We start from the raw sequence: 23,986 nt of genomic DNA, 5'->3' as shown, positions 1-23,986 counted from the left end.
TTTAAAATTTAATCTACATGAAAACAACCAAAATCATTTTCTGGACAACTACAATCCTTATTTTTTTATTCGAAGGCGTTATGCCAGCTTTAACTTCTCAATCAGAAATGGCTAAAGAAGGAATCAGACATCTTGGTTATCCGGAATATTTCGGTAATGCCTTAGTCGTATTTAAAATACTTGGCGTTTTAGCACTAATTATTCCGCAAGTTCCAGGACGAATTAAAGAATGGGCTTATGCCGGATTTGCATTCGATTTCATCTTTGCATCAATTAGCCATTTCGCTGTAGACGGAATCAATTTTCAATCTTTTTTCCCTTTGATTGTTCTGGCTGTTCTTGTTGCTTCTTACATAACATATCATAAAATACAGCGTTATAAAAACATAGCGCTCTAAAAAACAAAACTTTATGATTGAAGTTTTTAAAACAAATGTTCAAGAAGAATGGCAATGCAAAATGATCATTGACAAACTTCTTGAGCATTTTCCAAACAGCTTGATCACTTTTGATTTAGAAGATTGTGATAAAGTCCTTCGCATTCATTCGCCCTCCATTTCGAATACCAAAATCATTGACGTTTTAAATTTTCATGGCTACTCTTGCGAAGTGCTTCCGTAAAAATTAACAACTTTCAAATTATTGATATTTAGCATTTTATTGTTTTTTATCGTATATTTGACATACCATCATTTCCCCAAATTCTATACAATTTACTTAAACAGAAAAATGCACTGTAGGTTCTTAAAACCTTGCGGCAAGCATGGAATGTTAGTAATTAATTTTTAAAATTTAAAAGATGGAAAGTGCTATTCAAAATACAATATTAGAAACATATACTAAACTAAACGATGTTTTTTCTTCCTTTACTAAAGATGAAATCAATATTGTACCTTTTGCAGAAAGTTGGACTGGAGCTCAAACCGTTCAGCACATTATTCTGGCTTGTTCTGGTTTGCCGCAATTATTTGCAGGAAAAACAGAAAAAACCACTCGTGAACCAGATGAAAACTGTAAAAAATTAGATGGAATATTTCTAGATTTCAACACCAAATACCAATCTCCCGAAAATATAAAACCTGCTGCAATTGAATATGATAAAAACACTTTATTGGCTTCAATAAAAAAAATACAAACAGATTTATTTGAAGCTGCAGAAACTTACGATTTAACTTTGACTTGTCTTGATGCGAAAATTCCAGGTTTTGAGAATTTTACCATTTACGAATGGCTTCATTTTGCAATTATTCATACACAGAGGCATACGCATCAGTTAAAATCGATTTATGAAACCCTCAAAAAAAATTAACTAGCATTTAACCAAAACCCTTTTTTATGAGATCAAAAGTACGAACCATTGTTTCATCTGGTTTAGTTGCAGGCACTTTAGATATTACTGCGGCTATTTTAATCTACTCGGTGATTCTTCATAAAACAACAGCCGAAAAAATACTGCAATCTATTGCAAGTGGTATCTTTAAAAAAGAAGCGTACACAGCAGGAACAGAAATGACTTTTGCAGGTTTAGGACTTCATTTTTTAATTGCTTTTATATTTGCATGGTTTTACTTCAAAATTTTCCCGTACATTCCGTTTTTCAGAATCAATACTTTTCTCTCCGGATTTTGTTATGGATTCTTTATTTGGGTAGTAATGAATCTTATTGTGCTTCCGATAGTATTTCCAGTTCTTCCAGAAAAGAATTTAGACTTCGCATTGTTACTTTCTATATTAATTATAATTTTTTGTGTCGGAATGCCGATAGCTTTTATTACTAGGAAATACTACGCAAAATGGTACTGAAATAAGGTACAAAGTGGCAAAGGTTCAGAGGGACAAAGGCTAAAACCTTGAACCTAAAAAGCTACGATTAAGATAAAAAGAGGCAAAGGTTCAGAACCACAAAGGCTAAAACTTTGAACCTTTGCAACTCTGAACCTTTGAACCTTAAAAAAAAACTATACTTTTCTTCTTCCTGTAATTAGTGAAATAATAAATAACACTAAAAATATAAAGAATAAAACTTTTGCAATACTTGCAGCTCCAGCGGCAATACCACCAAAACCAAAGATTCCGGCTATTATAGCTAGAATTATAAAAATGACTGTGTAACGTAACATAATATTAGATTTTTAAGTTTTTAAATATGACTAATTCAAGTCTGTTTTGTTTGTTACTCAAATTTCTTTTATTCCTACAAATCTTGTTAACTCAATACCTATTTTAAATTAACTCAATTAATTAAAAAACAGTGAAATACCTAATATTTTCACTATACTTTTTTTTTCTTACACAATTACCATGTTTAAGCTTTTGAGTTAATTTTTTAATGGATTGGATTAATCGTCGCTTCCTTCTCAAAGTAATTTTATCTAAAATTAATTACAGAACGAGCTTAAGCTCAAATGAACATTAGGCATTGCCACAAATTCTCTAGATGGCATTCTGAACCTTAACGAGTTATTAACCGAACAAAATTTATTCCTCATGAAAAAAATATCAAATAAATCAAAAATAGTTTTTCTTTCAACTTTTCCGCCAACTCAATGTGGCATTGCAACTTATACTCAAGATACCATTAAAGGAATAACAGACGTTTACGGTAAATCTATTCAATGCGAAGTATGTGAGCTAGTTAGCGAACCTAAAGAAAATCCAACGCAAGCATTTACCTTAAATACTAAAAACAGAGATGAATATGCTAAAGTTGCAGAAGAAATTAATGCCGACGAAGCCGTAAAATTGGTTCATATTCAGCATGAATTCGGTTTGTTTTCTGGAAATTATGGAGATTTTCTTTTAGATTTTTTAAATGCAATAAAAGTACCTGTAACTTATACTTTTCACAGTGTTATTCCAAATCCGAATGACGAATTAAAAACGTTTGTAAAATTGCTACTTACTTATAGTAATTCGGTTTTTGTAATGACTAATAAATCGAAAGAAATACTAATTAGTGATTATGATATTAATGAGGAAATAATTACTTGCGTACCACATGGAACCCATATCGTTGTGTATGAAAAACCAGAAACTGCAAAAGAAAAATTAAATATTCAAGACAGATTAGTACTTTCAACTTTCGGTCTTTTGGGTGAAGGAAAAAATATCGAAACAGGTTTACAGGCTTTACCAAAAATTATTGAAAAAGCGCCAAATGCTTTGTATTTAATTATCGGGAAAACGCATCCGAATTTAATTAAAGATGGTGTAGATCTTTATAGAGAAAAATTAGAAGGAATTGTATCCGAATTAAATCTTCAAAACAATGTTCGATTTGTAAATCAATATTTAGATACCGATGAACTTTTAGAATATTTAAAAGCTACCGATATTTACATGTTTACTTCTAAAGATCCAAATCAAGCAGTTAGCGGAACATTCTCTTACGCGATGGGTTGTGCCTGTCCGATTGTGGCTTCTAAAATTCCACACACTAAGGAAGTCCTTACAACAGATTCAGGAATTTTGTGCGACATTGGAGATTCAGATCAATTTGCTGCCGCGGCAATTAAATTGATTGAAGATGAAAATTTAAGACATGAAATGGGAATTAATTCATTCACAAAAATGCGAGCTTCTTCTTGGGAAAATGTTGGAATTACTCAAATGAACACCTATATAAAATTGATTGATAATCCGGCAGAAATTAAATTCAGTTATCCTGAAATTCAGCTAAAACATATTAAAAAAATGACTACCGATTTAGGTATCATCCAATTTAGCAAAATCTCAATTCCAGATTTAGAGTCAGGTTACACATTAGATGATAATGCTAGAGCATTGGTTGCATTTTGTTCACATTACAGATTAACTCAAGACAAAGAAGATTTAGCTTATATATTAATCTATTTAGATTTTATACAACGTTGTCAGCAGCCAAAAGGTGATTTTATCAATTATGTCGATCAAGAAAACCGCGAACATGTTGAGCAAAATGCCGAAGTTAATTTAGAAGATTCTAATGCAAGAGCAATTTGGGCTTTAGGAACTGTAGTTTCATTGTCTGATATTCTTCCTGAAGCAATTGTTAAAAAAGCGGCAAAATGTTTATTGAGTTCATTAAAATGGGCAGAAAACATTCAATCGCCGCGTTCAATTGGTTTTGCAACAAAAGGATTGTATTTGTATCATACTACTGTTCCAAACCTTTATGTTGCGGCAATTATCAATAAACTAAATGCTAAATTATTGGCAAATTACGAAGATACAGCAACAGAAGATTGGCAATGGTTTGAAAATTATTTAACATACGGAAACGGAATCTTACCAGAATCTATGCTTTATGCTTATTTAATTACCAATAAACCTATTTATCAGAAAGTTGCACTAGACTCTTTAGATTTCTTGATTTCTAAAACTTTTGTAAAAGGAAACTTTAAAGCTATTTCAAATAAAAGCTGGCATCATAAAGGTTCAGAACCGCACGAATACGGCGAACAGCCAATAGATGTAGCATATACCATTATGACTTTAAATGCATTTTATAATGAATTTAAAACTCCGCAGTACAAGAAAAAAATGAAATCTGCTTTTAATTGGTTTTTAGGTAAAAATCATTTAGGACAAATTATGTACAATCCTGTAAGTGGCGGTGGTTACGATGGACTTGAAAAAGAAAATGTAAATCTAAATCAAGGTGCAGAATCTACAGTTTGTTTTTTAACAGCGAGATTGTTAATGGAAAAATTAGCTATGTCACAGTCCAAAGTTATTCCGTTAATGAAAAGCCGTTCAGGAATTGCTATTAATTCATAAAGATATAAGGCAAAACTAGCCAAATACTTCTCTTTTAAAACCCGAAAAATCCCTTTCTTAATGAAAGGGATTTTTTGTTTTTTATGAAAAGCCAGTAACGTCATTTTCTAAAAATTATTATATGGTTATGTAAATTATATAAGGCTGAAAAAAATTTGTGTAAAATATTTTAACAAGTAATGCGCTAACTTTCATCTATAATTCAGTAAGTCCAAAAAACTGTTAAATAACTGATTATCGATTAAAAAATTCACACTAAAAACATAAACATTTTGATTCTCAACCTAAAAAATATATTCACCGAAATTGGAGAAACCACAATATTCGCCAAGAAGTTTTTTAAGGAGGTTTTTATTCCGCCTTACGAGACCAAAGAGTTTTTGAAACAGTGTTATATTATTGGTTACAAATCGTTGCCGCTAGTAGCCATTACAGGTTTTATTATGGGTTTGGTACTCACATTACAATCTCGTCCGACGCTGGTAAAATTTGGCGCAGAATCTTGGCTTCCTGGAATGGTAGCGCTTTCGCTAATTAGAGAAATTGCTCCAGTAATTACAGCGCTGATTTGCGCAGGTAAAATTTCATCAGGAATTGGAGCCGAACTTGGTTCAATGAAAGTAACAGAACAAATAGATGCCATGGAAGTTTCTGCTGTTAATCCATATAATTATTTAGTAGTAACAAGAGTTTTGGCTTGTACGTTAATGGTTCCTATTCTAGTTTTTTTTGCTGATGCAATTGGAATTGTTGGCGGATATGTCGGCATAAACATACACGGAGACGTTAACTTCTATAGATTTTTAACTCAGATTATTCAGTCTTTAGAATTTTTAGACCTTTTTCCAGCCACGATTAAAACTTTCTTTTTTGGATTTGTAATTGGTATGATCGGCTGTTATAAAGGTTTTACCGCATCAAACGGAACAGAAAGTGTAGGACAAGCAGCTAATTTTGCAGTTGTAACCGCATCACTAAGCATTTTTATTATCGATATGGTTGCTGTTCAAATAACCGATTTATTCTTTTAAAATGACAAAGGAAAAAATACATAAAGAACCAAAAACAAAAGAAAAAGATCAATCTCCAATTATCGAGATTAAAGATCTGCATAAAACTTTTGGAAAAGACAATACCATTTTAAAAGGTCTAAATCTGATTTTACATAAAGATGAAAACCTTGTGGTTTTAGGAAAATCAGGATCAGGAAAATCTGTGACAATAAAATGCATTGTCAGATTGATTGAACCTGATAAAGGTGAAATTAAAGTTTTTGACGAAAATGTTCTTAATATCTCAAAAAGCGAGCTGAATGCCATAAGAGTCCGAATTGGTTTTTTGTTCCAAAGTGGAGCACTTTACGATTCGATGTCAGTTAGAGAAAATCTCGCTTTTACATTGAGTAAACACAAACGCGATTTAAGTGCAGATGAAATTGAAAAAGAAGTCATGGAAGCACTAGAAAGCGTTGGTTTAGCAGAAGCTGTTGATAAAATGCCTTCGGAACTTTCGGGCGGAATGAGAAAAAGAATCGGCTTAGCGCGAACGCTAATCTTAAAACCTGAAATCATTTTGTACGACGAACCTACAACTGGTTTAGACACCATAACATCAAGAGAAATCAGCGAATTGATTTTGGATATTAAAAACAAACAAAAAACCTCGTCAATAATTATTACGCACGATATGGCTTGCGCAAAAATGACTGCCGATAGAATTGTGGTCTTAAAAGACGGTGTAATTCATACCGAAGGAACATACGAGGAACTTGAAAAAGATGAAGACGAATGGGTACGCTCATTTTTTGAATAAAGCAAAATAAATAATAGAAATCATGGAAAAGCAATCGGGATATACTTGGAAATTAGGAATGTTTGTAACAATTGGCTTACTGCTTTTTGTAATGGCCGTATATTTTATTGGAAAACAAAAAAACCTCTTCGGTTCTACCTTTCATATCACTTCTCAATTTAAAACCGTAAGCGGATTAGAAGTTGGAAATAATGTTCGTTTTTCGGGAATTAATGTTGGAACGGTCGAACAGATTCAATTAAAAAATGACTCAACTGTAATTGTGGTTTTGGTGATGAAAGAAGATGTTCGAAAATTCATTAAAACCGACGCTACGGCAAGCATTGGATCAGATGGTTTAATGGGCGATAAAGTTTTGACCATTACGCCAGGTGCGAAATCTCAAAAAATGATTGAAGACAATGGCATAATCGCTTCTGTAGACGGAATTGAAATGCACGACATTATGAAAAGCGTTAAAAAGAGCGTGGATAATATCGGCGTAATTTCAGATGAAATAGCCATTTTCAGCCATAGCATGAATAACGGAAATGGTGCTTTGGCACGTTTGGTTAAAGATGATAAAATGGCGAATAGCGTTTCTAATACTTTAAATAATCTAGAATCTGGAACAAAAGGTTTTAGCGATAATATGGAAGCCGCAAAAAGCAACTTTCTTTTAAGAGGATACTACAAGAAAAAAGAGAAGCAAAAAGAAAAAAAGATAGAAGAAGCGAAAGAAAAACAAGAAGAAGCAAAAGAGAAAGCCGCTAAAGAGCAAGAAAAAAAGGAGAAAGAGTTGAAAGAGCAGAAGGAGAAAGAACAAAAAGAAAAAGAGGAAAAACAAAAAGAAGATGCTAAAAAAGCAGAAGCTGAAAAGAAAAAGTAACTCCTAATTTATTACAAATATTAATAAGTTATAACAAATTGTTCATCTTTTATAAATCTTTTTACATCTACATTTAACTGCCGTTTTTAAACAGCAAAAACTTACATATATGCCTACCACATTCAAACATACCGCCTTAAAAGTTTTAAAAATCACTGGAATTACAATTGCGGTGATTTTGTTTTTGTTGTTTATTATTCCGTTGCTTTTTCCTGGAAAAATTGCTTCTGAAGTAAAGAAAATTGCCAACGAAAGATTAGACACTAAATTGGATTTTACAAAATCTAAACTTTCCTTTTTTACGCACTTCCCAGCTTTGACTGTTTCGTTAGACAAATTATCATTAACAGGTTCTAAACCGTTTAGCAATGATACTTTGTTAAAGGCAGATGAAGTTGCTTTTGGAATTGACATCAAAAGATTACTATTTGACAATGAGGTAAAGATCAACAAACTTTATGTTTCTGATGCTTTGATTAATGTAATGGTGAATGAAAAAGGTCAAGCTAATTACAATATTTATGTTGCGCCAGAAAAACGAAAAGACGAAAAAGATGCGCCAGAAGAAGGAACAGCAATTCGATTAGAAAGAATAGACATAAAAAATTGCCATGTAAAATACAATGACCGTTCGGCTAAAATTTTGGTCGATGCAAAAGGTTTCAATTATGTTGGTAAAGGAAACTTAAGCGAAGATATTTTTGATCTTGCCACAGATGCCAAAATTGATAATCTTGATTTCTTTTATGACAGAACAGGTTATGTTAGAAAAAAAGAAGTTCGTGCCGAATTAATCACTCGAATCAATACCAACTCGCTTTCTTTTATTCTACAGAAAAACGAATTGCGTATTAATAAACTGCCTCTAAAATTCACAGGCTTATTTACCATTTTACGAGACGGATACAAAATTGATATCAAAGCCTTATCAGAAAATACAACTGTAAAAGATTTATTATCGGTAATGCCTCCAGAATATTTGACTTGGTTAGAAAAAACGGAAATTTCTGGAAGAAGTGATTTATTATTGACTTTTAAAGGCAATTATAATGTAGCGAAAAAACAAAAACCAAACTTGGCTTTCAATTTAAAAATTAATGAAGGTTCGGTAAATCATAAAGATGCGCCAGTTCCTTTAAAAGATTTTCAAATGGATTTGAATGCCATTCTTCCGTCTTTAGATACCGAGCAATTGTTGGTCAATTTGAGAACTTTAAAATTTAAAGTGGGCGAAAAAGATTATTTCAACGCTTATTTACGCAGTAAAGGTTTGAACGAAATGACTATTGACGCCAGCATAAAAGGCGCTTTAGATTTAGCGGTTGTTGATGCCGCTTTGGGATTGAGTGATTTCGATTTGAAAGGAATTTTAAAAACGGATATTCAGGCAAAAGGACTTTTCAGCACTTCAAAAAAATTATTTCCGAAAACAATCGGCGGTATTTCTTTGCGAAACGGATGGCTGAAAACAAAATATTATCCAAATCCAATTACCAATATCACTTTTGTAGCAAATATGCTTAATAAAGCGGGAACTTTTCAAGATTTAATTGTTGCCGTTGCGCCTGCGTCATTCACTTTTGAGGGAAATCCAGTTTATATAAACGCTGCATTATCAGATTTTAATGATTTGGCTTATAATGCAAAAATAAAAGGTGAATTGAATGTTGGAAGAATTTATCAGGTTTTCTCTCAAAAAGGTCTTGATTTAACGGGTTATGCCAAAGCCGATCTTTCTCTAAAAGGAAAACAAAGCTACGCCACAACTGGACAATATGACAAACTAGACAATAGAGGAACTCTGATTCTTAAAAATATAAAAGCAACTTCAGAATTGTTTCCAAAAGCCTTTTTTATCAAACAAGGAAATTTCCGTTTTCAAAATGAAAAAATGTGGTTTGAGAAATTTTATGCCTCTTACGGAAAATCCGATTTTGATATTAATGGTTATCTGCTAAATACCATTAATTATTTCCTAGAATCAAATGGAACTTTAAGCGGAAACTTCAACTTAAAATCAAAACTGATTAATGTCGACGAATTCATGGCGCTTGAAAAAGGAGAAAATAAAGATCAAAAAACAGAAATTGAATATGCAAAAGAAGATCATCCGAAAATGAGCGGTGTTGTAATGATACCAAAAAATCTAAATGTAAGCTTAAATGCAAATGCAGATAAAGTAGAATACAACGGATTGATAATCAACAAACTTAACGGAAAAACTGGCGTTAAAAAAGAAGGATTTTACTTAGAAAACATTAACTTTAACATCATTGATTGCATTGTCGGAATTAATGCTTTTTATAAAGATGAATCTCCAACAGCTGCACATTTTGACGCTCATTTCACCGCCAAAGATTTCGATGTCCAAAGGGCATACAAAGAAATTCCGATGTTCCATGATATGGTTTCTGCAGCTGAAAAAGCACATGGAATAATTTCTGTCGATTATAAAGTTAAAGGCGATTTAGATGGAAATATGGGACCAATTTACGCCTCGCTTAATGGCGGCGGAACCATAAATCTGCGTGATGTAAAAATTCAAGGCTTGAAATTATTTGACGGAATTAGTTCTAAAACAGGACAAGACGGTTTGAACAATCCAGACATGAAAGGAATTGAAATTAAATCAACTATTGATAAAAACTTAATAAATGTTGAGCCATTTACCTTTAAAGTGGCTGGTTTTAGACCAACAATTAAAGGAACTACAAGCTTTGATGGACTTCTTGACCTTAGAATGCGTCTAGGTCTGCCTCTATTCGGAATTATCGGTTTTCCTATCGTAGTTACGGGTACGCATGAAGCTCCAAAAATTAAAATTTTCAGCAAAACTGGGCAAGAAATTAATCCTGCGGTTTATGATGAAAAAAGAAATAAAGTAATCAAGAAAGAAAAAGTCAGCAAATCCAAAAAATAATAGTGATGAAAAAAGAAAAGCAAAATAAAAATGGATTTTTTGAAACGTTTGCTTCCAAAGTTACAAAAGCAACCGGAAGCACGACAGCATTTATAAGTGCATTTTTGCTTGTGGTTGTTTGGGCTATTTCTGGACCTATTTTTAATTATTCAGAAACCTGGCAATTGGTTAATACCGGAACAACCATAATTACTTTTCTGATGGTATTTCTCATTCAGAAAGCACAAAATAAAGATTCTCTTGCTATTCAGCTAAAACTAAATGAGCTCTTAGCGTCTAACGAAATGTCTAGCAACAGTCTTATTGATATTGAAGAAATGACCGAAGAAGAAATGATTATCATTCAAAAATATTACCGTCGATTAAGCGAATTGGCTAAGAAAGAAAAAAGCATCAAAACTTCACATTCTATTTCAGAAGCACAAGAACTTCATAATAGAAAGCATAAAAAATAAAACCAAATACAACCAAAACTTAACTTTAAATAACCATAAATGAAACTGAGCTCTACCGAAACTTATTGGCCATTAAAAAATGCCATGAAACACAGTTATCCTTCTATAGCTTCTGATATCACAACCGATGTTTTAATTATTGGCGGTGGTATTACAGGAGCTTTAATGGCTTATAAATTAGTAAATGAAGGCAAAAAAATTGTTCTTGTAGACAGAAGAGATGTTTGCGGAGGCAGCACCTCTGGAAGTACCGCTTTATTACAATACGAAATTGATGTTCCGCTTCATCAGCTAATCAAGCTTAGAGGCACAAAATGCGCCATAGAAAGTTATCAAAATGGTAAAAAAGCTATTTTCGATCTTCGAAATATCATTGATGCCGTTGGGTGCGACTGCGGTTTCGAATTCAAAAAAAGCATCTATTTTACTACTTTAAAAAAAGATGTTCCTTTTTTAAAAAATGAATTCAAATCGAGAAAACAACATGGTTTCGAAGTAAGCTGGCTCAGCAGATCTGAATTGCAAAAAATGGGTTTAAACGCAATTGCAGGTATCGAATCTAAAACCGCTGCTGTTATGGATCCGTTTAAACTTGCTAACGAATTGCTTTTTTATTGTCATGAAAAAGGAATGCAGATTTATGACCGAACTAATATTACTGGCATTCAGCATCAAAAAGGGAGAATTATTGCTACTTGCGAAAATAAACACACCATAAAAGCAGACCACATAATACATTGTACGGGTTATGAAAGCACAGAAACGCTGCAAGAAAAAGTAGTCGATTTGAAAAGTACTTATGTAATTACTTCTGAAAGTCAGCCTGATCTGCCAGAACATTTTAAACACGCCATATTTTGGGATACAGCCTCACCTTACCATTACATTAGAACCACAGAAGATAATAGAATCATTATGGGCGGAGGCGATGAAGATTTTAAAGATGCTAATAAACGTGATAAATTGCTTCCTAAAAAAGAAAAATATCTTTTGAGACAATTCTTAAAAAGATTTCCAGATTTAGAGTTTAAAATTGACTATTCTTGGGCAGGAACTTTTGGAGAAACCAAAGACGGACTTCCCTATTTTGGAAAACCAAATTCTAGAAGAAACGAGCATTATTTTTTAGGTTTCGGAGGAAACGGAATTACGTTTAGCGTAATGGCAATGAATTCTATTCTAGATTCTCTTCACAATAAAAAAAATACAGATTTAGAGTATTATAGGTTTGGAAGATAATTTTTTTTAGGTGCAAAGGCTCAGAGAGACAAAGTAACAAAGGTTTACAAACTTTATCTCGATACTTTTTTAATCCGGAATTAATAATTTCTTAAGATTCACATCTCAATAGAAGAAACACAAATTTAAAATATATAAGGTTCAAAGGGACAAAGGTTTAAAAACTTTGTCCCTTTGAACCTTTGTCCCTTTGTCCCTCTAAGAAAAAACCAACTCCATCTGAATATTACATCTTTTATAAGGTGTTTCTAAACCGAAAACCTTCTCGAAACCGAGTTTATAATACAAGTTTATGGCAGGCTTTAAAATCGTGTTGCTTTCTAGATAGATTTTTTTGGCGCCCAATTCCTTAGCTTTTTCAGCAATTGCTTTTCCTAGAAGCCAACCAATGCTTTTACCTTGAGCTTTTGGCGAAACTGCCATTTTTGCCATTTCAAAATCATAATCGGCTACATTTGATTTTATTAATGCGCAAACACCTACTGGTTCATTTTCATATAAAGCAACCAAAATTTCGCCACCTTTATTAATAATATATTCTTCCGGATTATTTAGTGCTTTATAATCAGATTCTTCCATTTCAAAATAAGTCGAAATCCATTCTACATTTAAATCTTTAAATGCTTTTTTGTATTTAGAATCGTATGTAACAATTTCTACATTTTTGCTTTCGCGAAGTTTTTTCTGATCGCTAACTCTTTTAAAAAGTGATTTCTGCTGCAATAAAAATTCCCATTCTTCGACAGCGGCCCAAAGATTATGTTTTGCTTCAGAAATTAAACCTTCAACAGCAACGTCAATATCTAATAATTGCTGTTTGATTTTCTCTGAAATCTCAATTCCTTTCTTTGTTAAAACAACATTATTTTTACGTTTGTCTTCCGTTTTTACGCCTTCTTCAAGTATTCCAGCTCCAATCATTTCCTGAATAATTTTACTTACAGAAGGTTGCGAATGTCCGATTTCATTAGCAATTTCGGTAATTGTGATTTCTCTATCTTCTGCAATTGTATAAAACACAGGAAACCATTTAGGATTAAACTCGACTCCGTATAATTCGTAAATTTTAGAAGCATCGTCTGTAAAAGATGCTGTCATTAAACGTAAACGACTTCCTAAAGCCACTTTTCCAACTTTATTAAAAAATTCCATAACAATAATTAATTATATAACCAGTTATGCAAATGTATAAAAAAAAAGTTTTTTTGACAAAAAGTTTTTTTAAGGTTCAAAGGGACAAAGTTTAACAGAGGCAAAGTTTTTCTTTATAAATAAAAAAGACTAAGTTACTAGTTTATTAGAATCTTAGTCTTTTTTTATATTTGGCTTAATAGCTAACTACATTATTTATTATGGTACAAAAGTTCAAATCTTTGTTCCTCTGAAACTTTGCAACTTTGAACCTTCTTCTAAGCTGTAATAGCCAAAGAGTTCAAATTAAATTTATATTCTTTCGGACTGCAATTGTATTTCTGTTTGAATATTTTAGAGAAATAGCTTCTGCTTGTAAAACCAATACAATACACAATTTCTGAAATATTTAGATCGGAAGTTCTAATTAAAACTTCTGCTTTTAATACGCGCATATGAGTGATGTAATCGTTTACTGTGCGATTATGGATCATTTTAAAACCTTCTTGAAGTTTGTTTGGAGACAATCCAGATTTTTTACTCAGAGATTTAATAGAGAAAGCTTCTTCTGGAGTTGATTTTATAAACTCCGAAAGTTCTTTTATTTCTTCCATTTCTCTCAAAGTCAAACCGTTTGATTCGTTTGCAAAAGCATGTAAATCGTCAGAATGCTGCTGAATTTCCATTGCCAGAATAATTCTCATAATTCCTTCTTTCAAAAGATTTCTAACAATTCCGGTTTGCGTAATCGAATTAAGCTGCTCGATTTTTTCGGCAATTTGTAAATTATAAGAACCGATGTAAAAGAAATCTTGAACCAAATTGTTTTCAAAAAATGTATCTCTTACCTTTTGATTTAAAGATTGCGCTTGTTGTTTTGTATCACTTTGTGTTCCAACAATTATCAGCGTCAATTTTGTCTTTTTTCCTTTTTCAAAAAATAAAACATTATCCTGATTTTCTTTAGAAGTTACGATAGCGGTCTGAAAGGTTTTTAGTTTTCGCTCTTCCCCATTTAATCCGAAACTATGCGAAAGATTTCCTTTAGAACAATAAGCAAAATAAATAGGAGATGATTTCACATTCAAAATATCTAATCTTACATCTGTAGAAAATGTCATATCAAATTGAACATAAGAAATAGCGTCGTTAAAAGAAGCTCCGATTATGGAACCTTCTGCAAAACTATTTTCAACTTCCAACGTATATTCGTCTAAGTCAAAAGTCACTTTTCCTCCAAAATTAGTATGAAGTTCATCAAAAATATTCTGAGTTTTCTCTGTATTTATAGTAACTATTTTCATGGTCGCCGGATTTAAATTCTACAATGTATCCAACAGATTATTTGTAAAAATCTGAGAATTCAAAGTTCGTTTAATCATAGACCAAAATTGTTATATAATTTTCCAGTTTTGTTTTATAATTCCTTATAAATGCTTACTTTAACATAAATTGAAGAATTGAAATAATAATTATGAAAAGTTTCTCCTTTGCTCCAATAAGTTCACCAACTTCCAAAATATTAATTTTAGGCACAATGCCAGGAACAAAATCCTTAGAACTAAATCAGTATTATGGTCATAACCAGAATAATTTCTGGAAATTTATGTTTAAAATATTAAATGAAGAATTCTCAGAAAATTACGAAGAAAGAAAAAACCTGTTAATTAAAAATGATGTCGCACTGTGGGATGTCTTACAATTTTGTGATCGAATTGGAAGCCTAGACAGTGCCATAAAAAACGAAATCGCAAATGATTTTGAAAATTTTTTAGAACTTCATCCCCAAATAAACACCATTTTCTTTAACGGACAGAAAGCTGCTTCCTTTTTTAGGAAATACGTTCATTTAAATAAAGATTATCAAACCTTTACATTGCCTTCTACAAGTCCTGCCAACGCCAGCAAGTCTTTTCAGAGTAAATTAGACCAATGGAAACATATTGAAACACATTTATAATTAAGGCTGTTTTATACAATTTTAAGGCAAATATTGGAATCATGTAACTTTTTCCTTTTAAAGTATAACAAATTTCAAGCACTCTTAAAGTAATTTTACAAAAAGAAAAATAAGCCATATTGAAGATTTGACAAATGAAAATGGAAAGGCTTTCTTCTTATTAAAATTTACAAAGCAAACTGTAAAAAGTTTAGTCTATAAAGAGAACATTGGTTATGTTAGTTTATTTTTGGGAAAAAGCTACTCTATAGAAATATAGAGTAGCTTTGTTTTTATAGGCTACCATTTAAATCAAAACGCATGAAAATTCAGACCTATTATAATCATATTCGGTTTTATAAACCACATCATTTCGTTTATTATCCTGTATTAATTTTGTTTCTAATTGCGAGTATTTATTTTGCGATTACAACAGAAGACCACTTAATTTGGGCTTTTATAAGCGTCGTTTTTATATTTCTATTTGCCTTGGCATTTATGCTTCGTCAGCATTATGCGCTTACTTTGCAAAACAGAATTGTACGTCTAGAAATGCGTTACCGCTATTTTACACTAACCGGAAAACGCTTCGAAGAATTTGAATACAAACTAACAGACGACCAAATATTTGCATTGCGTTTTGCACCAGACAACGAATTGATTCCGCTTCTAGAAGATGTTTTAAAAAATAATTTAACTGGCGATGCGATCAAAAAAGCAATCGTACACTGGAAAGCTGATTATCACAGAGTTTAATTTATATTTTTCTTTTATTGAAAATAAGATAAAACAGAAACAACAAAATCCAAACTACAGCAATTACAACAAAATAGATTCCTAAAATATTGGGATGCAGATAATTTGGTTCGTAGAATAATTTATCTAAAGTCGTAAATTTTTCAATAAGTGCTTTTCTATCAAAATTATTTCTAATTCCGTTTAATGATTCTTCATTATGATCTCTATAATGATAAACATCTTGCGTCAATTGTTTCGGAACCAAATTGGTTTCTATATTGTATTTTTTCAGAATAGTGTCCAATCTTTGAAACACATAAGTTAGAGAATCTTTCTTCGATTTATAAAGTAAATTGTAACGTTCAATTGCCGCTTGACGCTGCTGTTTATAAATCGAATCGCCTTTTACAGCATTAAAGAGCGAATTATTTTCTAGAAAAATACAAATATCTTCATCATGTTCCGGATGCACAGAAACGCTTTTAAAAACGATTTCTGTACTATCATTAAATTCTCTTTTCGAAAGAATTCGTTTGTACAATTCTTCTTTATCAAAACCTAAAATATCCAGAATACTATCTGCTTTATTGGTTGTTTTATTAAAACTACTTGTCAATGCTTTTATGGTATCGATACTGTAATAACTTGTTTCTGTTATGGGATATTCGCCTGCAGAAATAGTATCTTCCTGTTTAATTACAGGATAAGGTTTCGGATATAAAATATTTTCGTAATTAAACAATTTCTCAGAACTGTAAGAAGTGTAACCATACAAAAACGGATTTAAAACATTCAACAGTTTTTTATCTTTATTAAAATCTTTTTCAGACAGTTCTGTTTTCAGTTTCGCATTCATTCCGAAACTGTAACTAATAAAAAATGAAAAAGTCAAAAAAGATATTAACAGCAAAAAAGTTGCAATTTTCAATAAATTTCCGCCTTTATAATTTTCTCTACAATGGTTTTTAACTAAAAAAATCAGAAAGAATAACAGAAACAATCCGCTTACAAAGAAATGCGAAATCGAAACGTCGTCGTAAAATTTAAATCTGTAGAATTCGGTATAAATATTTATTTTCCCTAAACCTTTGAAAGTTAAATAACCATAGAGAAAATAAACTAAATGAATTAAAGCTAATACAATAAAAGATTTTACGAAGTAACGTTTTAAGTTTCTAGTCATGGAAAAGGTTCTAAGTTGCTAAGATTCTAAGATACTAAGTTTTTTTTTAAGGGACAAAGAAACAAAGGTTCAAAGAAACAAAGGTTTAGCTGTTCTTCAATAAAAAACAAAAAAAAGACGCACAATAATGCGTCTCTTCAAAACCTTTGTCCCTTTGAACCTTTGTTCCTTTGAACCTCAGAACCTTACTTAACCTCAAACCCTTCTTTCACAATTTCCTTTTCAACTTTATCAATCAACTTATTGGTTTTGCCTGTTAATCTTTCTTTTTTCCAATCTCCTTTTACATACAAAGCCAAAGTAATTAAAGCCGTTAGAACCGAAGCAATCGGGAAAGCCCACCAAATACCAATTTTACCTAAAGAAGTATTATGCGATAAAATAAAAGCCAGCGGAAACTGAATTACCCATTGCGAAACTAAAGTCAGAATCATAGGCAATTTTGTATTTCCAACTGCACGGAAAACGCCTGTTAAACAAAGCTGTAAACCTAAAAATCCCCAAGAAAGGCAAGTGATTCTTAATAATTCTGTTCCGCCATCAATAACTGCCTGATCGTTTGGAACGAAAAACGCAATTAAATACGGAGCGAAAATAAAAGCAATCACACCAAGTCCCGTTAATAATCCGAAACCTAAATAAGCGCCCAATTTTGCAATTTGAGTTGCGCGGTCAATATTTCCAGCGCCAATATTTTGTCCGACCAAAGTTGCAATTGCCATGGATAAACCTAAAGCTGGAATCAAAATCAACTGAATTAAATTTGATCCTGCACCGTAAGAAGCAACTGTCAAGGTACCAAAACGTACAATTAAAAAAGTAATCGCCATCATTCCTAACGCTCGCATAGATTGTTCTATTGAAGAAGGAAATCCGATTTCAAAAGCTTTTTTGATATGTTTATAATCGGGTTTAAAGTCTGAAATACGAAGATGAATGCCATGTTTTCCTCTGAATAGAATCGCAAATCCGATTATAATTGCCAAAAGCTGTGTAAATAAAGTTGCCAATGCCGCACCTTTTACACCCATTGCAGGGATAAAATTCCAACCGTAAATAAATAACGGATCAAGAGCAAAATTCAAAATAACGGTTCCTAAAACTATATAAACTGGCAAAGTTACACGTCCAACTCCACGCATAATCGATTGGAAAATCATAAATCCAAAACTAAAAACAAGTCCAATAAAGGCTACGCGCATAAATCCTAAAGCATCGACATAAACTTGTGGCGTTACTTTTAAGAGATATAAAAAATACGGACTCAAAATATAGCCAATTATAGACAGCACAATCGAAACTATAATAACCATTGATAAAGTCTGCGCTGCCACGTGATTGACCATTTCCTGATTTCCAGCACCAAAATACTGAGCAATTAAAATTGATCCTGCAATGGCAAGTCCAGTTCCTAATGCAATTGTTAAAAATATTACAGGCGTACTTATTGAAACTGCTGCGACGGCATCTCCGCCCAATCGGCCAACCCAAAAAGCATCAACCAACTGATATGCAGCTTGTAATAAATTGGCAATCATAATCGGAACCGCCAATTTTAATAGTGAAGAAAGAATTGGTCCTTCTAATAATTCATTTTTTTTCATTTATTCGAAATAACATTAAAAAATAAGTTGATATATCAACTTTTAAAGTTTAAAAAAAATTAAAGCGTTTCTAACTTGTCTGCGTAAGATTTCACAACATTTAAAGCTTCAATTCTTTCTTTTGGAGAAAAAACAGACATTACCTCATCTTCAGCTCTTTTCATAAGAGAACGAATTTCTTTTGCCATCGCAAAACCTTCTTCAGTAAGACTTACAATGTTTTTTCGCTTATCGGTTTTATCTTTGGCAACGCCGACTAGATTCTTTTTTTCTAAAGCTGTAATACTTCTCAAGATAGAAGATTTGTCTCGCATTGTCTTATCTGACAATTCTCTCTGCGAAAATCCACTATGGCGTAAAATCATAAGTAATGGCAATTGTTCAAGCTGCAAAGTAATTCCTGCTTCTGTCATTAACGCATTGGTTCTTCTAAAAATTGCCCTTTTCATACGATGAATTTGAAAAAAGAAGCTATCAGCTATTTCTTCTTTATCAATGTTTAAAGCACTTTCTTTATCTGCATTTGTTTTTTCCATGATGCAAATTTACAAAAAAGGATGACATGTCAACTATTTTTAAAAAAATTATCATTTAACTGATATTCAATTGTTTCAAACAAATAATTCGAATCAAAAAAGAAATTTGAACGATTATTTTTACTAACTTTATTGTTAAAATTTTCCTAATCAAATAAAAAATAAAGCTGATGAAAAAACTATTTATTTTTTTGGTAATGACGCTCTTTTGGATTCCAGTAAATGCGCAAACATTTGCAGAAAACACTTCAATTGAAAGTTTAACAACTGTTAAATCCGAAAGTGAAAATTTTCAGGATAATTACGCTGACGATCTCCCTTGGCACGCAAGAAGATTTAAAATGACTGCTGGAGCCTTTTTCCCAGTTAATAATACAGAAGTTAAAGTGGGCAGTAATAATGGTGAATTTGGAAATATAATTGATTTTGAAAAAGATCTTGGCTTTAATAAAAGTACGACTTCTTTTTTCGGAACTTTTGAATGGAGAATTTCCCGAAGATCCAGACTTGGCGCAGAGTATTATTATTTAAGTAGAAATTCTACTAAAACCCTTCAAAAAGAAATTGAGTTTCGTGATCATGTTTACCCTGTAAATGCAACTGTTTATGCTTTTATGGACAATCATATAGGAAGAATTACTTATGGTTATGCATTTGTATCAAAACCAAAATATGAAATCGGGGCTCTTATTGGTGCGCACGTTCTTTTTGGAGATGTTGGAATAGGACTGGCAGGCGAAACAGCAAATTTAGAGGTTAAAGATAATTTTGGCTTTACTGCTCCTTTACCCGATATTGGAGTTTGGGGAGAATTTGTCTTAGGAAGAAAAGTTGGTCTTTATGCCAACTTCAATTATTTTGCAATTAAAATCAACGACTTTGACGGAAGATTGTTGAGTTACAATTTATCAATTTTGTATAATGTCTATCAAAATTTTAGTCTTATCGCTGGTTATACTGGCCTAAATATCAGAGTTGATATGGAAAAAGAAAGGCTAAATGGTTTCTTTAAATGGGGTTATAATGGCCCAACTTTAACGGCAACTTATAGTTTTGGAAATCATGTGAAGCTTTATAAACATTAGTTTTAATCTTCTAAGGTTCTGAGTTGCTAAGCTTTAAAATTGAAATCTTTTTTTAACGCAAAGAGCGCTAAGATTTTTTAATAGATTACGAATACAAAACGTTAAGTTCGCAAAGATTTTTCTACGCAAAGCTTTGCGAACTTAACGTTTTATAAAACTCGCCTATCAAAAAAACTTTGCGCACTTTGCGTTAAAATTAAGTTCAAAGTCAAGAAAACCTGAAACCTGAAACCTGAAACTTGAAACTTGAAATAAAAAAAACAAACCCGATAACTCAATAGCTATCGGGTTCACTTCCAAACTTAAACTTACTTAACTCAAAATAAACTAATTAATTTATTTTTCTTTTGGAGTGAATTTTATAGCTGTTCCTCCTCCAGCTGCCAATTTGATGTTTAACACGGTTTTGCTGTTTACTGCTTGTTTAGAGATTGTAACCGGATACGGATTTGTTTTGTAATTTGCTCCTGCTCCGTCTGCATATATTTCTGCTTCGTATTCTTTATTTTTATCCAAGAATGAAAGCGCAACTTTTAAATCTCTCGCATTTCTATTTGTAATAGATCCTAAATACCAGTTTTTCTCGTCCCAATCTTTACGGGCAATTGTAGTATATTCTCCTATTTTTGAATCTAAAACTTTGGTATCAGACCAAGTGCAAGGCACGTCTTTAACAAACTGAAATTCTGGTTTTCCTTCGTAATTTTCAGGTAAATCTGAAGCCATTTGCAACGGACTGAAAATAATAACATACAATGCCAATTGATTTGCCAAAGTCGTCTGTACTTTTGCTCCAGAAGGTGTTTTATAATCAAAATTGAAATTACCCGGAGTATAATCAAATGGTCCAGAAAGCATTCTGGTGAAAGGTAAAGTCGTTAAATGTTCTGGTGTATTTCCTCCATCTACAGACCATGCATTATATTCTTGTCCACGTCCGCCTTCTTGTGACATAAAATTCGGATAAGTACGCTGCAAACCAGTTCCTTTCATTGGTTCGTGATTGTCAATCATAATATGATATTTCGCCGCCGTTTCGATTACTTTTCTGTAATGACGCGCTCCATATTGACTATCATGCCATTCTTTTTTATCTAAAAATTTGTTTACATAACCCGTTTTAACCGAATTCACGCCCATTTTTTGATACAATTTGAAAGCATCTTCCAATTGGTTTTCGTAGTTTTTAGTCGCTCCAGCTGTTTCGTGATGTCCGATTAAACGAACATTTTTCACCGCTGCGTATTTCGTAATTTCTTCTAGATTAAAATCTGGATAAGCTTTTACAAAACTAAAGGCAGAACCGTCTGCTGTCCAGTCGCCGTCCCAGCCTTCGTTCCAACCTTCAACCAAAACTCCATCGAAACCATTTTTTGCTGCAAAGTCGATATATTCTTTCGTGTTTTTTGTTGTTGCACCATGTTTTGGCCCTTGTCCCCAAGTATATTTTTCTAAGTGCATTCCCCACCAAATTCCGATATATTTTGAAGGTGTGATCCAAGATAAATCTTCAATTTTTGACGGCTCGTTTAGATTCAGCATAATGGTTGAAGTTGCCACTTCTCCAGGATTTTTACCCACAACTATAGTTCTCCAAGGCGTTTTAAATGGCGTTTCTGCATATACTTTTACACCATCAGCCCAAGGCACTAAATCGCTTTTGTATTGTTTGTCTGAAGTTTTTAATAAAGTCATAGAAGCAAAATCTGTTAAATTAGCTTCGTGAATCGCTACATACAATTTGTCTTTAGTTTCGAAAGTTGCCGGAGTATTAATTGTATCTGTTTTGCTCATCAACGTTTTACGGTATTCACTTTCGTAGTAACTATTTTCGCGGTGAACTGGAATCCACCAAACTTCATTATTATCTTTAAAAGTAAATTGTGTCACTTCATTAGAGATTTTCACTTTTCCTAAATGTGGTTGTTTTGGAAATTCGTAACGAAAACCTACACCATCATCAAAAACTCTGAAAATAATATCCACCAAACGCTCTTCGCCTTTTGCTTCTTTTAAATGAACAATCAATTCGTTATGATGATCTCTTACTTTTTTGAATTCTCCCCAAGGTTGTTCCCAAGTTGCATCTGCTGATTTTTCTTCAGTAGAAACGACTTCAAAACCGTCGGTCATTTTGGCTAATCCTTGAAATTCAAATCCCATAAGAGAAGGCTCAATTACTGATTTTCCGTTAGAAGAAAAACTATATTGCGGCTGTCCCGTAGGCGTTAATTCAAAAGTTAATTCAGAGATTTTTTCTGGAGAACTGATTTTATACGTTTTTTTAGTACTGCATGCCAGCAACACGATTGATGCCAGCGCCATTATACAGTATCTATATTTTCTGTTTTTCATTATTTAAATTGTATTAATTACAGCTCTATTTTATTTCGCTCATTATTTGTTTTGCTTTTGCAGGCTGCATCGAAACAAAATAATTAAAGGCTTGATTGAGTTTTTTCTGGGCATCAGCATTTCCTTTTTTCTGCACGCGTAAATCATACAATTTGCTGATATCTGGAAATATATTTTCGGTATTTTTTACTCCAGCAAAAGTTTTTATTTTTTCAATAAACGAATAACCAAATTCGGCAGTTGGCTCAATCATGGTTCCTTCTCCGAAATCATTCCACGTGATTAATTGCAAATAATTGACATTGGCATTTTTGGCAAGTGTAAGTGTTTCATCAAGCGTAGCTCCATTTTTATGATCGATTGTCCAGCCAATTGCTGCTCCGCCTCCGCCTTCTGCATAAAAATCTTTAAAACCAGGATAAGCACTTCCCATTGCAACTCCTAATTTTGGTTTTGTATTGGTATAAAAATTCGTCAGAAAACTGTTGTCTTTATATACCCATGCATACTCGCCAGAAGCATTTTCTCCTGCTTTTACAGAATGATCCCAAAGCGTTAAGAAAGTCGGTTTTGCCGTTAAAGTATTAAATACATTGGACCATTCGGCTGGCGTTTGCAAAACAATTGGTCCAAAATTCATTAGAAGTGGTTTGCCATTAATTTTAATATAATTAGCATCAGTAAAATAATTATTTTGTACATAAGCTAAATCTGTTTTTGCTGCGCTGGTTACCGAAATTGCTTTTCCTGCATTGACAACATTAGTTAAAAATCGATCTTCATAAACAATAGCGTATTCTAAACCTACTTTGTCTAACATTTCTATTAACTGATCTGTATTTTCTTTGACCATTCTATAATCATTTACATCGTAAGTGCCGTACCAATCGATTAATATTCCATCAATTCCTGAATATTTCATCAATAATAAATGATTTTCTATCACATTTTTATCGCCTGAGTGATAGGGTCCAATCAGCGGATAATAATATGATGCGATTTCTCTTCGCCCGTTTGCCCCTACATTATTCGGATTTTTATTTGCCATTGTCCAGTGATATCCCCATTTTTTATCAGCACTGCTTTCATTGGTTTCAAACCACGGCATATAATGCATATAAATTTTGGTGCTGTTGGTTTTCTCAATCGCAACAGGTTCTGTTTTTTCTGGTTCTACGGGTTTGTCCGAACCTTTGTCATCGCTGCTGCAACCAGCAACTATCACAATATTCATCAAACCAAAAACCAATGATGTGATATATCTTTTCATAATTAATTAATATTTGCTTTTACAATAAATTATTGCTTTTAACCATTTTAACACATAGAAACATAGCTTTACAAACTCACCAAAGGCGTTTCA

22 protein-coding genes are annotated in these 23,986 nt (G+C 32.4%); 14 read left to right on the top strand and 8 right to left on the bottom strand.

Going from position 1 to position 23,986, the window contains the following annotated elements; genetic code table 11:
- Positions 1 to 17: 17 nt before the first annotated feature.
- The 4 genes from P0R33_RS19005 (at position 18) to P0R33_RS18990 (ending at position 1,803) form a co-directional block, all read left to right on the top strand.
- Entirely contained in the window at positions 18 to 398 is a 381-nt protein-coding gene (locus tag P0R33_RS19005; protein WP_276172741.1) for a DoxX family protein, read from the top strand.
- Positions 399 to 411: 13 nt separating this feature from the next.
- Entirely contained in the window at positions 412 to 621 is a 210-nt protein-coding gene (locus tag P0R33_RS19000; protein WP_276172740.1) for a hypothetical protein, read from the top strand.
- Between the two features lie 178 nt (positions 622 to 799).
- A complete protein-coding gene (locus P0R33_RS18995; protein WP_276172739.1) occupies positions 800 to 1,309 on the top strand; it encodes a DinB family protein in 510 nt (169 codons plus the stop codon).
- A gap of 26 nt (positions 1,310 to 1,335) precedes the next feature.
- Positions 1,336 to 1,803 (top strand): DUF1440 domain-containing protein, encoded by a 468-nt coding sequence (locus P0R33_RS18990; RefSeq protein WP_276172738.1) that lies wholly within the window; start codon positions 1,336 to 1,338, stop codon positions 1,801 to 1,803.
- A gap of 155 nt (positions 1,804 to 1,958) precedes the next feature.
- Here P0R33_RS18990 and P0R33_RS18985 read toward each other — a convergent pair whose 3' ends face one another.
- Positions 1,959 to 2,120, bottom strand: a complete 162-nt coding sequence (locus P0R33_RS18985) for a DUF1328 family protein (RefSeq protein ID WP_276172737.1) — start codon at positions 2,118 to 2,120, stop codon at positions 1,959 to 1,961.
- Between the two features lie 367 nt (positions 2,121 to 2,487).
- On the opposite strand from P0R33_RS18985, the gene P0R33_RS18980 reads away from it, so the two are divergent.
- The 7 genes from P0R33_RS18980 (at position 2,488) to P0R33_RS18950 (ending at position 12,052) form a co-directional block, all read left to right on the top strand.
- The gene (locus P0R33_RS18980) at positions 2,488 to 4,758 is read left to right on the top strand and encodes a glycosyltransferase (RefSeq protein ID WP_276172736.1); all 2,271 of its coding nucleotides are present in this window, start codon (positions 2,488 to 2,490) and stop codon (positions 4,756 to 4,758) included.
- Between the two features lie 272 nt (positions 4,759 to 5,030).
- A complete protein-coding gene (locus P0R33_RS18975; RefSeq protein WP_276172735.1) occupies positions 5,031 to 5,789 on the top strand; it encodes an ABC transporter permease in 759 nt (252 codons plus the stop codon).
- A 1-nt stretch (position 5,790) separates the two neighbouring features.
- Complete coding sequence (locus P0R33_RS18970; protein WP_276172734.1) at positions 5,791 to 6,570, top strand: ATP-binding cassette domain-containing protein; 780 nt, start codon at positions 5,791 to 5,793, stop codon at positions 6,568 to 6,570.
- A gap of 22 nt (positions 6,571 to 6,592) precedes the next feature.
- Positions 6,593 to 7,438, top strand: a complete 846-nt coding sequence (locus P0R33_RS18965) for an MlaD family protein (RefSeq protein ID WP_276172733.1) — start codon at positions 6,593 to 6,595, stop codon at positions 7,436 to 7,438.
- A 109-nt stretch (positions 7,439 to 7,547) separates the two neighbouring features.
- Positions 7,548 to 10,358, top strand: coding sequence for an AsmA family protein (locus tag P0R33_RS18960; RefSeq protein WP_276172732.1), 2,811 nt, complete (start codon positions 7,548 to 7,550; stop codon positions 10,356 to 10,358).
- Between the two features lie 5 nt (positions 10,359 to 10,363).
- Positions 10,364 to 10,813, top strand: a complete 450-nt coding sequence (locus P0R33_RS18955) for a low affinity iron permease family protein (protein ID WP_276172731.1) — start codon at positions 10,364 to 10,366, stop codon at positions 10,811 to 10,813.
- 39 nt (positions 10,814 to 10,852) lie between these two features.
- Positions 10,853 to 12,052, top strand: a complete 1,200-nt coding sequence (locus P0R33_RS18950) for an FAD-dependent oxidoreductase (protein WP_276172730.1) — start codon at positions 10,853 to 10,855, stop codon at positions 12,050 to 12,052.
- Positions 12,053 to 12,250: 198 nt separating this feature from the next.
- Here the strand turns inward: P0R33_RS18950 and P0R33_RS18945 are convergent, their stop codons facing one another.
- On the bottom strand, positions 12,251 to 13,204 hold the full coding sequence (locus tag P0R33_RS18945; RefSeq protein WP_276172729.1) for a helix-turn-helix domain-containing GNAT family N-acetyltransferase: 954 nt from the start codon (positions 13,202 to 13,204) through the stop codon (positions 12,251 to 12,253).
- Between the two features lie 257 nt (positions 13,205 to 13,461).
- Entirely contained in the window at positions 13,462 to 14,487 is a 1,026-nt protein-coding gene (locus P0R33_RS18940) for an AraC family transcriptional regulator (RefSeq protein ID WP_276172728.1), read from the bottom strand.
- Between the two features lie 170 nt (positions 14,488 to 14,657).
- Between P0R33_RS18940 and P0R33_RS18935 the strand changes: the two genes are divergently transcribed.
- Positions 14,658 to 15,143: a DNA-deoxyinosine glycosylase gene (locus P0R33_RS18935; RefSeq protein ID WP_276172727.1), complete on the top strand. Its 486-nt coding sequence runs from the start codon at positions 14,658 to 14,660 to the stop codon at positions 15,141 to 15,143.
- A 300-nt stretch (positions 15,144 to 15,443) separates the two neighbouring features.
- Complete coding sequence (locus P0R33_RS18930; protein WP_276172726.1) at positions 15,444 to 15,878, top strand: DUF6526 family protein; 435 nt, start codon at positions 15,444 to 15,446, stop codon at positions 15,876 to 15,878.
- A gap of 1 nt (position 15,879) precedes the next feature.
- On the opposite strand, the gene P0R33_RS18925 is transcribed toward P0R33_RS18930, so the two are convergent.
- From P0R33_RS18925 to P0R33_RS18915, 3 genes are all read right to left on the bottom strand, one after another.
- A complete protein-coding gene (locus tag P0R33_RS18925) occupies positions 15,880 to 17,043 on the bottom strand; it encodes a hypothetical protein (protein WP_276172725.1) in 1,164 nt (387 codons plus the stop codon).
- Positions 17,044 to 17,228: 185 nt separating this feature from the next.
- Positions 17,229 to 18,647, bottom strand: coding sequence for an MATE family efflux transporter (locus P0R33_RS18920; protein ID WP_276172723.1), 1,419 nt, complete (start codon positions 18,645 to 18,647; stop codon positions 17,229 to 17,231).
- A 59-nt stretch (positions 18,648 to 18,706) separates the two neighbouring features.
- Positions 18,707 to 19,183: a MarR family transcriptional regulator gene (locus P0R33_RS18915; protein WP_276172722.1), complete on the bottom strand. Its 477-nt coding sequence runs from the start codon at positions 19,181 to 19,183 to the stop codon at positions 18,707 to 18,709.
- A 170-nt stretch (positions 19,184 to 19,353) separates the two neighbouring features.
- Here P0R33_RS18915 and P0R33_RS18910 point away from each other — a divergent pair, with 170 nt between their 5' ends.
- On the top strand, positions 19,354 to 20,268 hold the full coding sequence (locus tag P0R33_RS18910) for a hypothetical protein (protein WP_276172721.1): 915 nt from the start codon (positions 19,354 to 19,356) through the stop codon (positions 20,266 to 20,268).
- A gap of 336 nt (positions 20,269 to 20,604) precedes the next feature.
- Here P0R33_RS18910 and P0R33_RS18905 read toward each other — a convergent pair whose 3' ends face one another.
- Together P0R33_RS18905 and P0R33_RS18900 are read right to left on the bottom strand one after the other, a co-directional pair.
- Positions 20,605 to 22,623: a glycoside hydrolase family 97 protein gene (locus P0R33_RS18905; protein WP_276172720.1), complete on the bottom strand. Its 2,019-nt coding sequence runs from the start codon at positions 22,621 to 22,623 to the stop codon at positions 20,605 to 20,607.
- Positions 22,624 to 22,648: 25 nt separating this feature from the next.
- Complete coding sequence (locus P0R33_RS18900) at positions 22,649 to 23,893, bottom strand: glycoside hydrolase family 71/99-like protein (protein WP_276172719.1); 1,245 nt, start codon at positions 23,891 to 23,893, stop codon at positions 22,649 to 22,651.
- Positions 23,894 to 23,986 lie beyond the last annotated feature (93 nt).

Origin of the sequence: Flavobacterium sp. YJ01, from assembly GCF_029320955.1 — a bacterium.
Classification (GTDB): domain Bacteria; phylum Bacteroidota; class Bacteroidia; order Flavobacteriales; family Flavobacteriaceae; genus Flavobacterium.
Note: the sequence above shows the minus strand (reverse complement) of the source record. Positions and strands in the feature narration are given on the sequence as shown.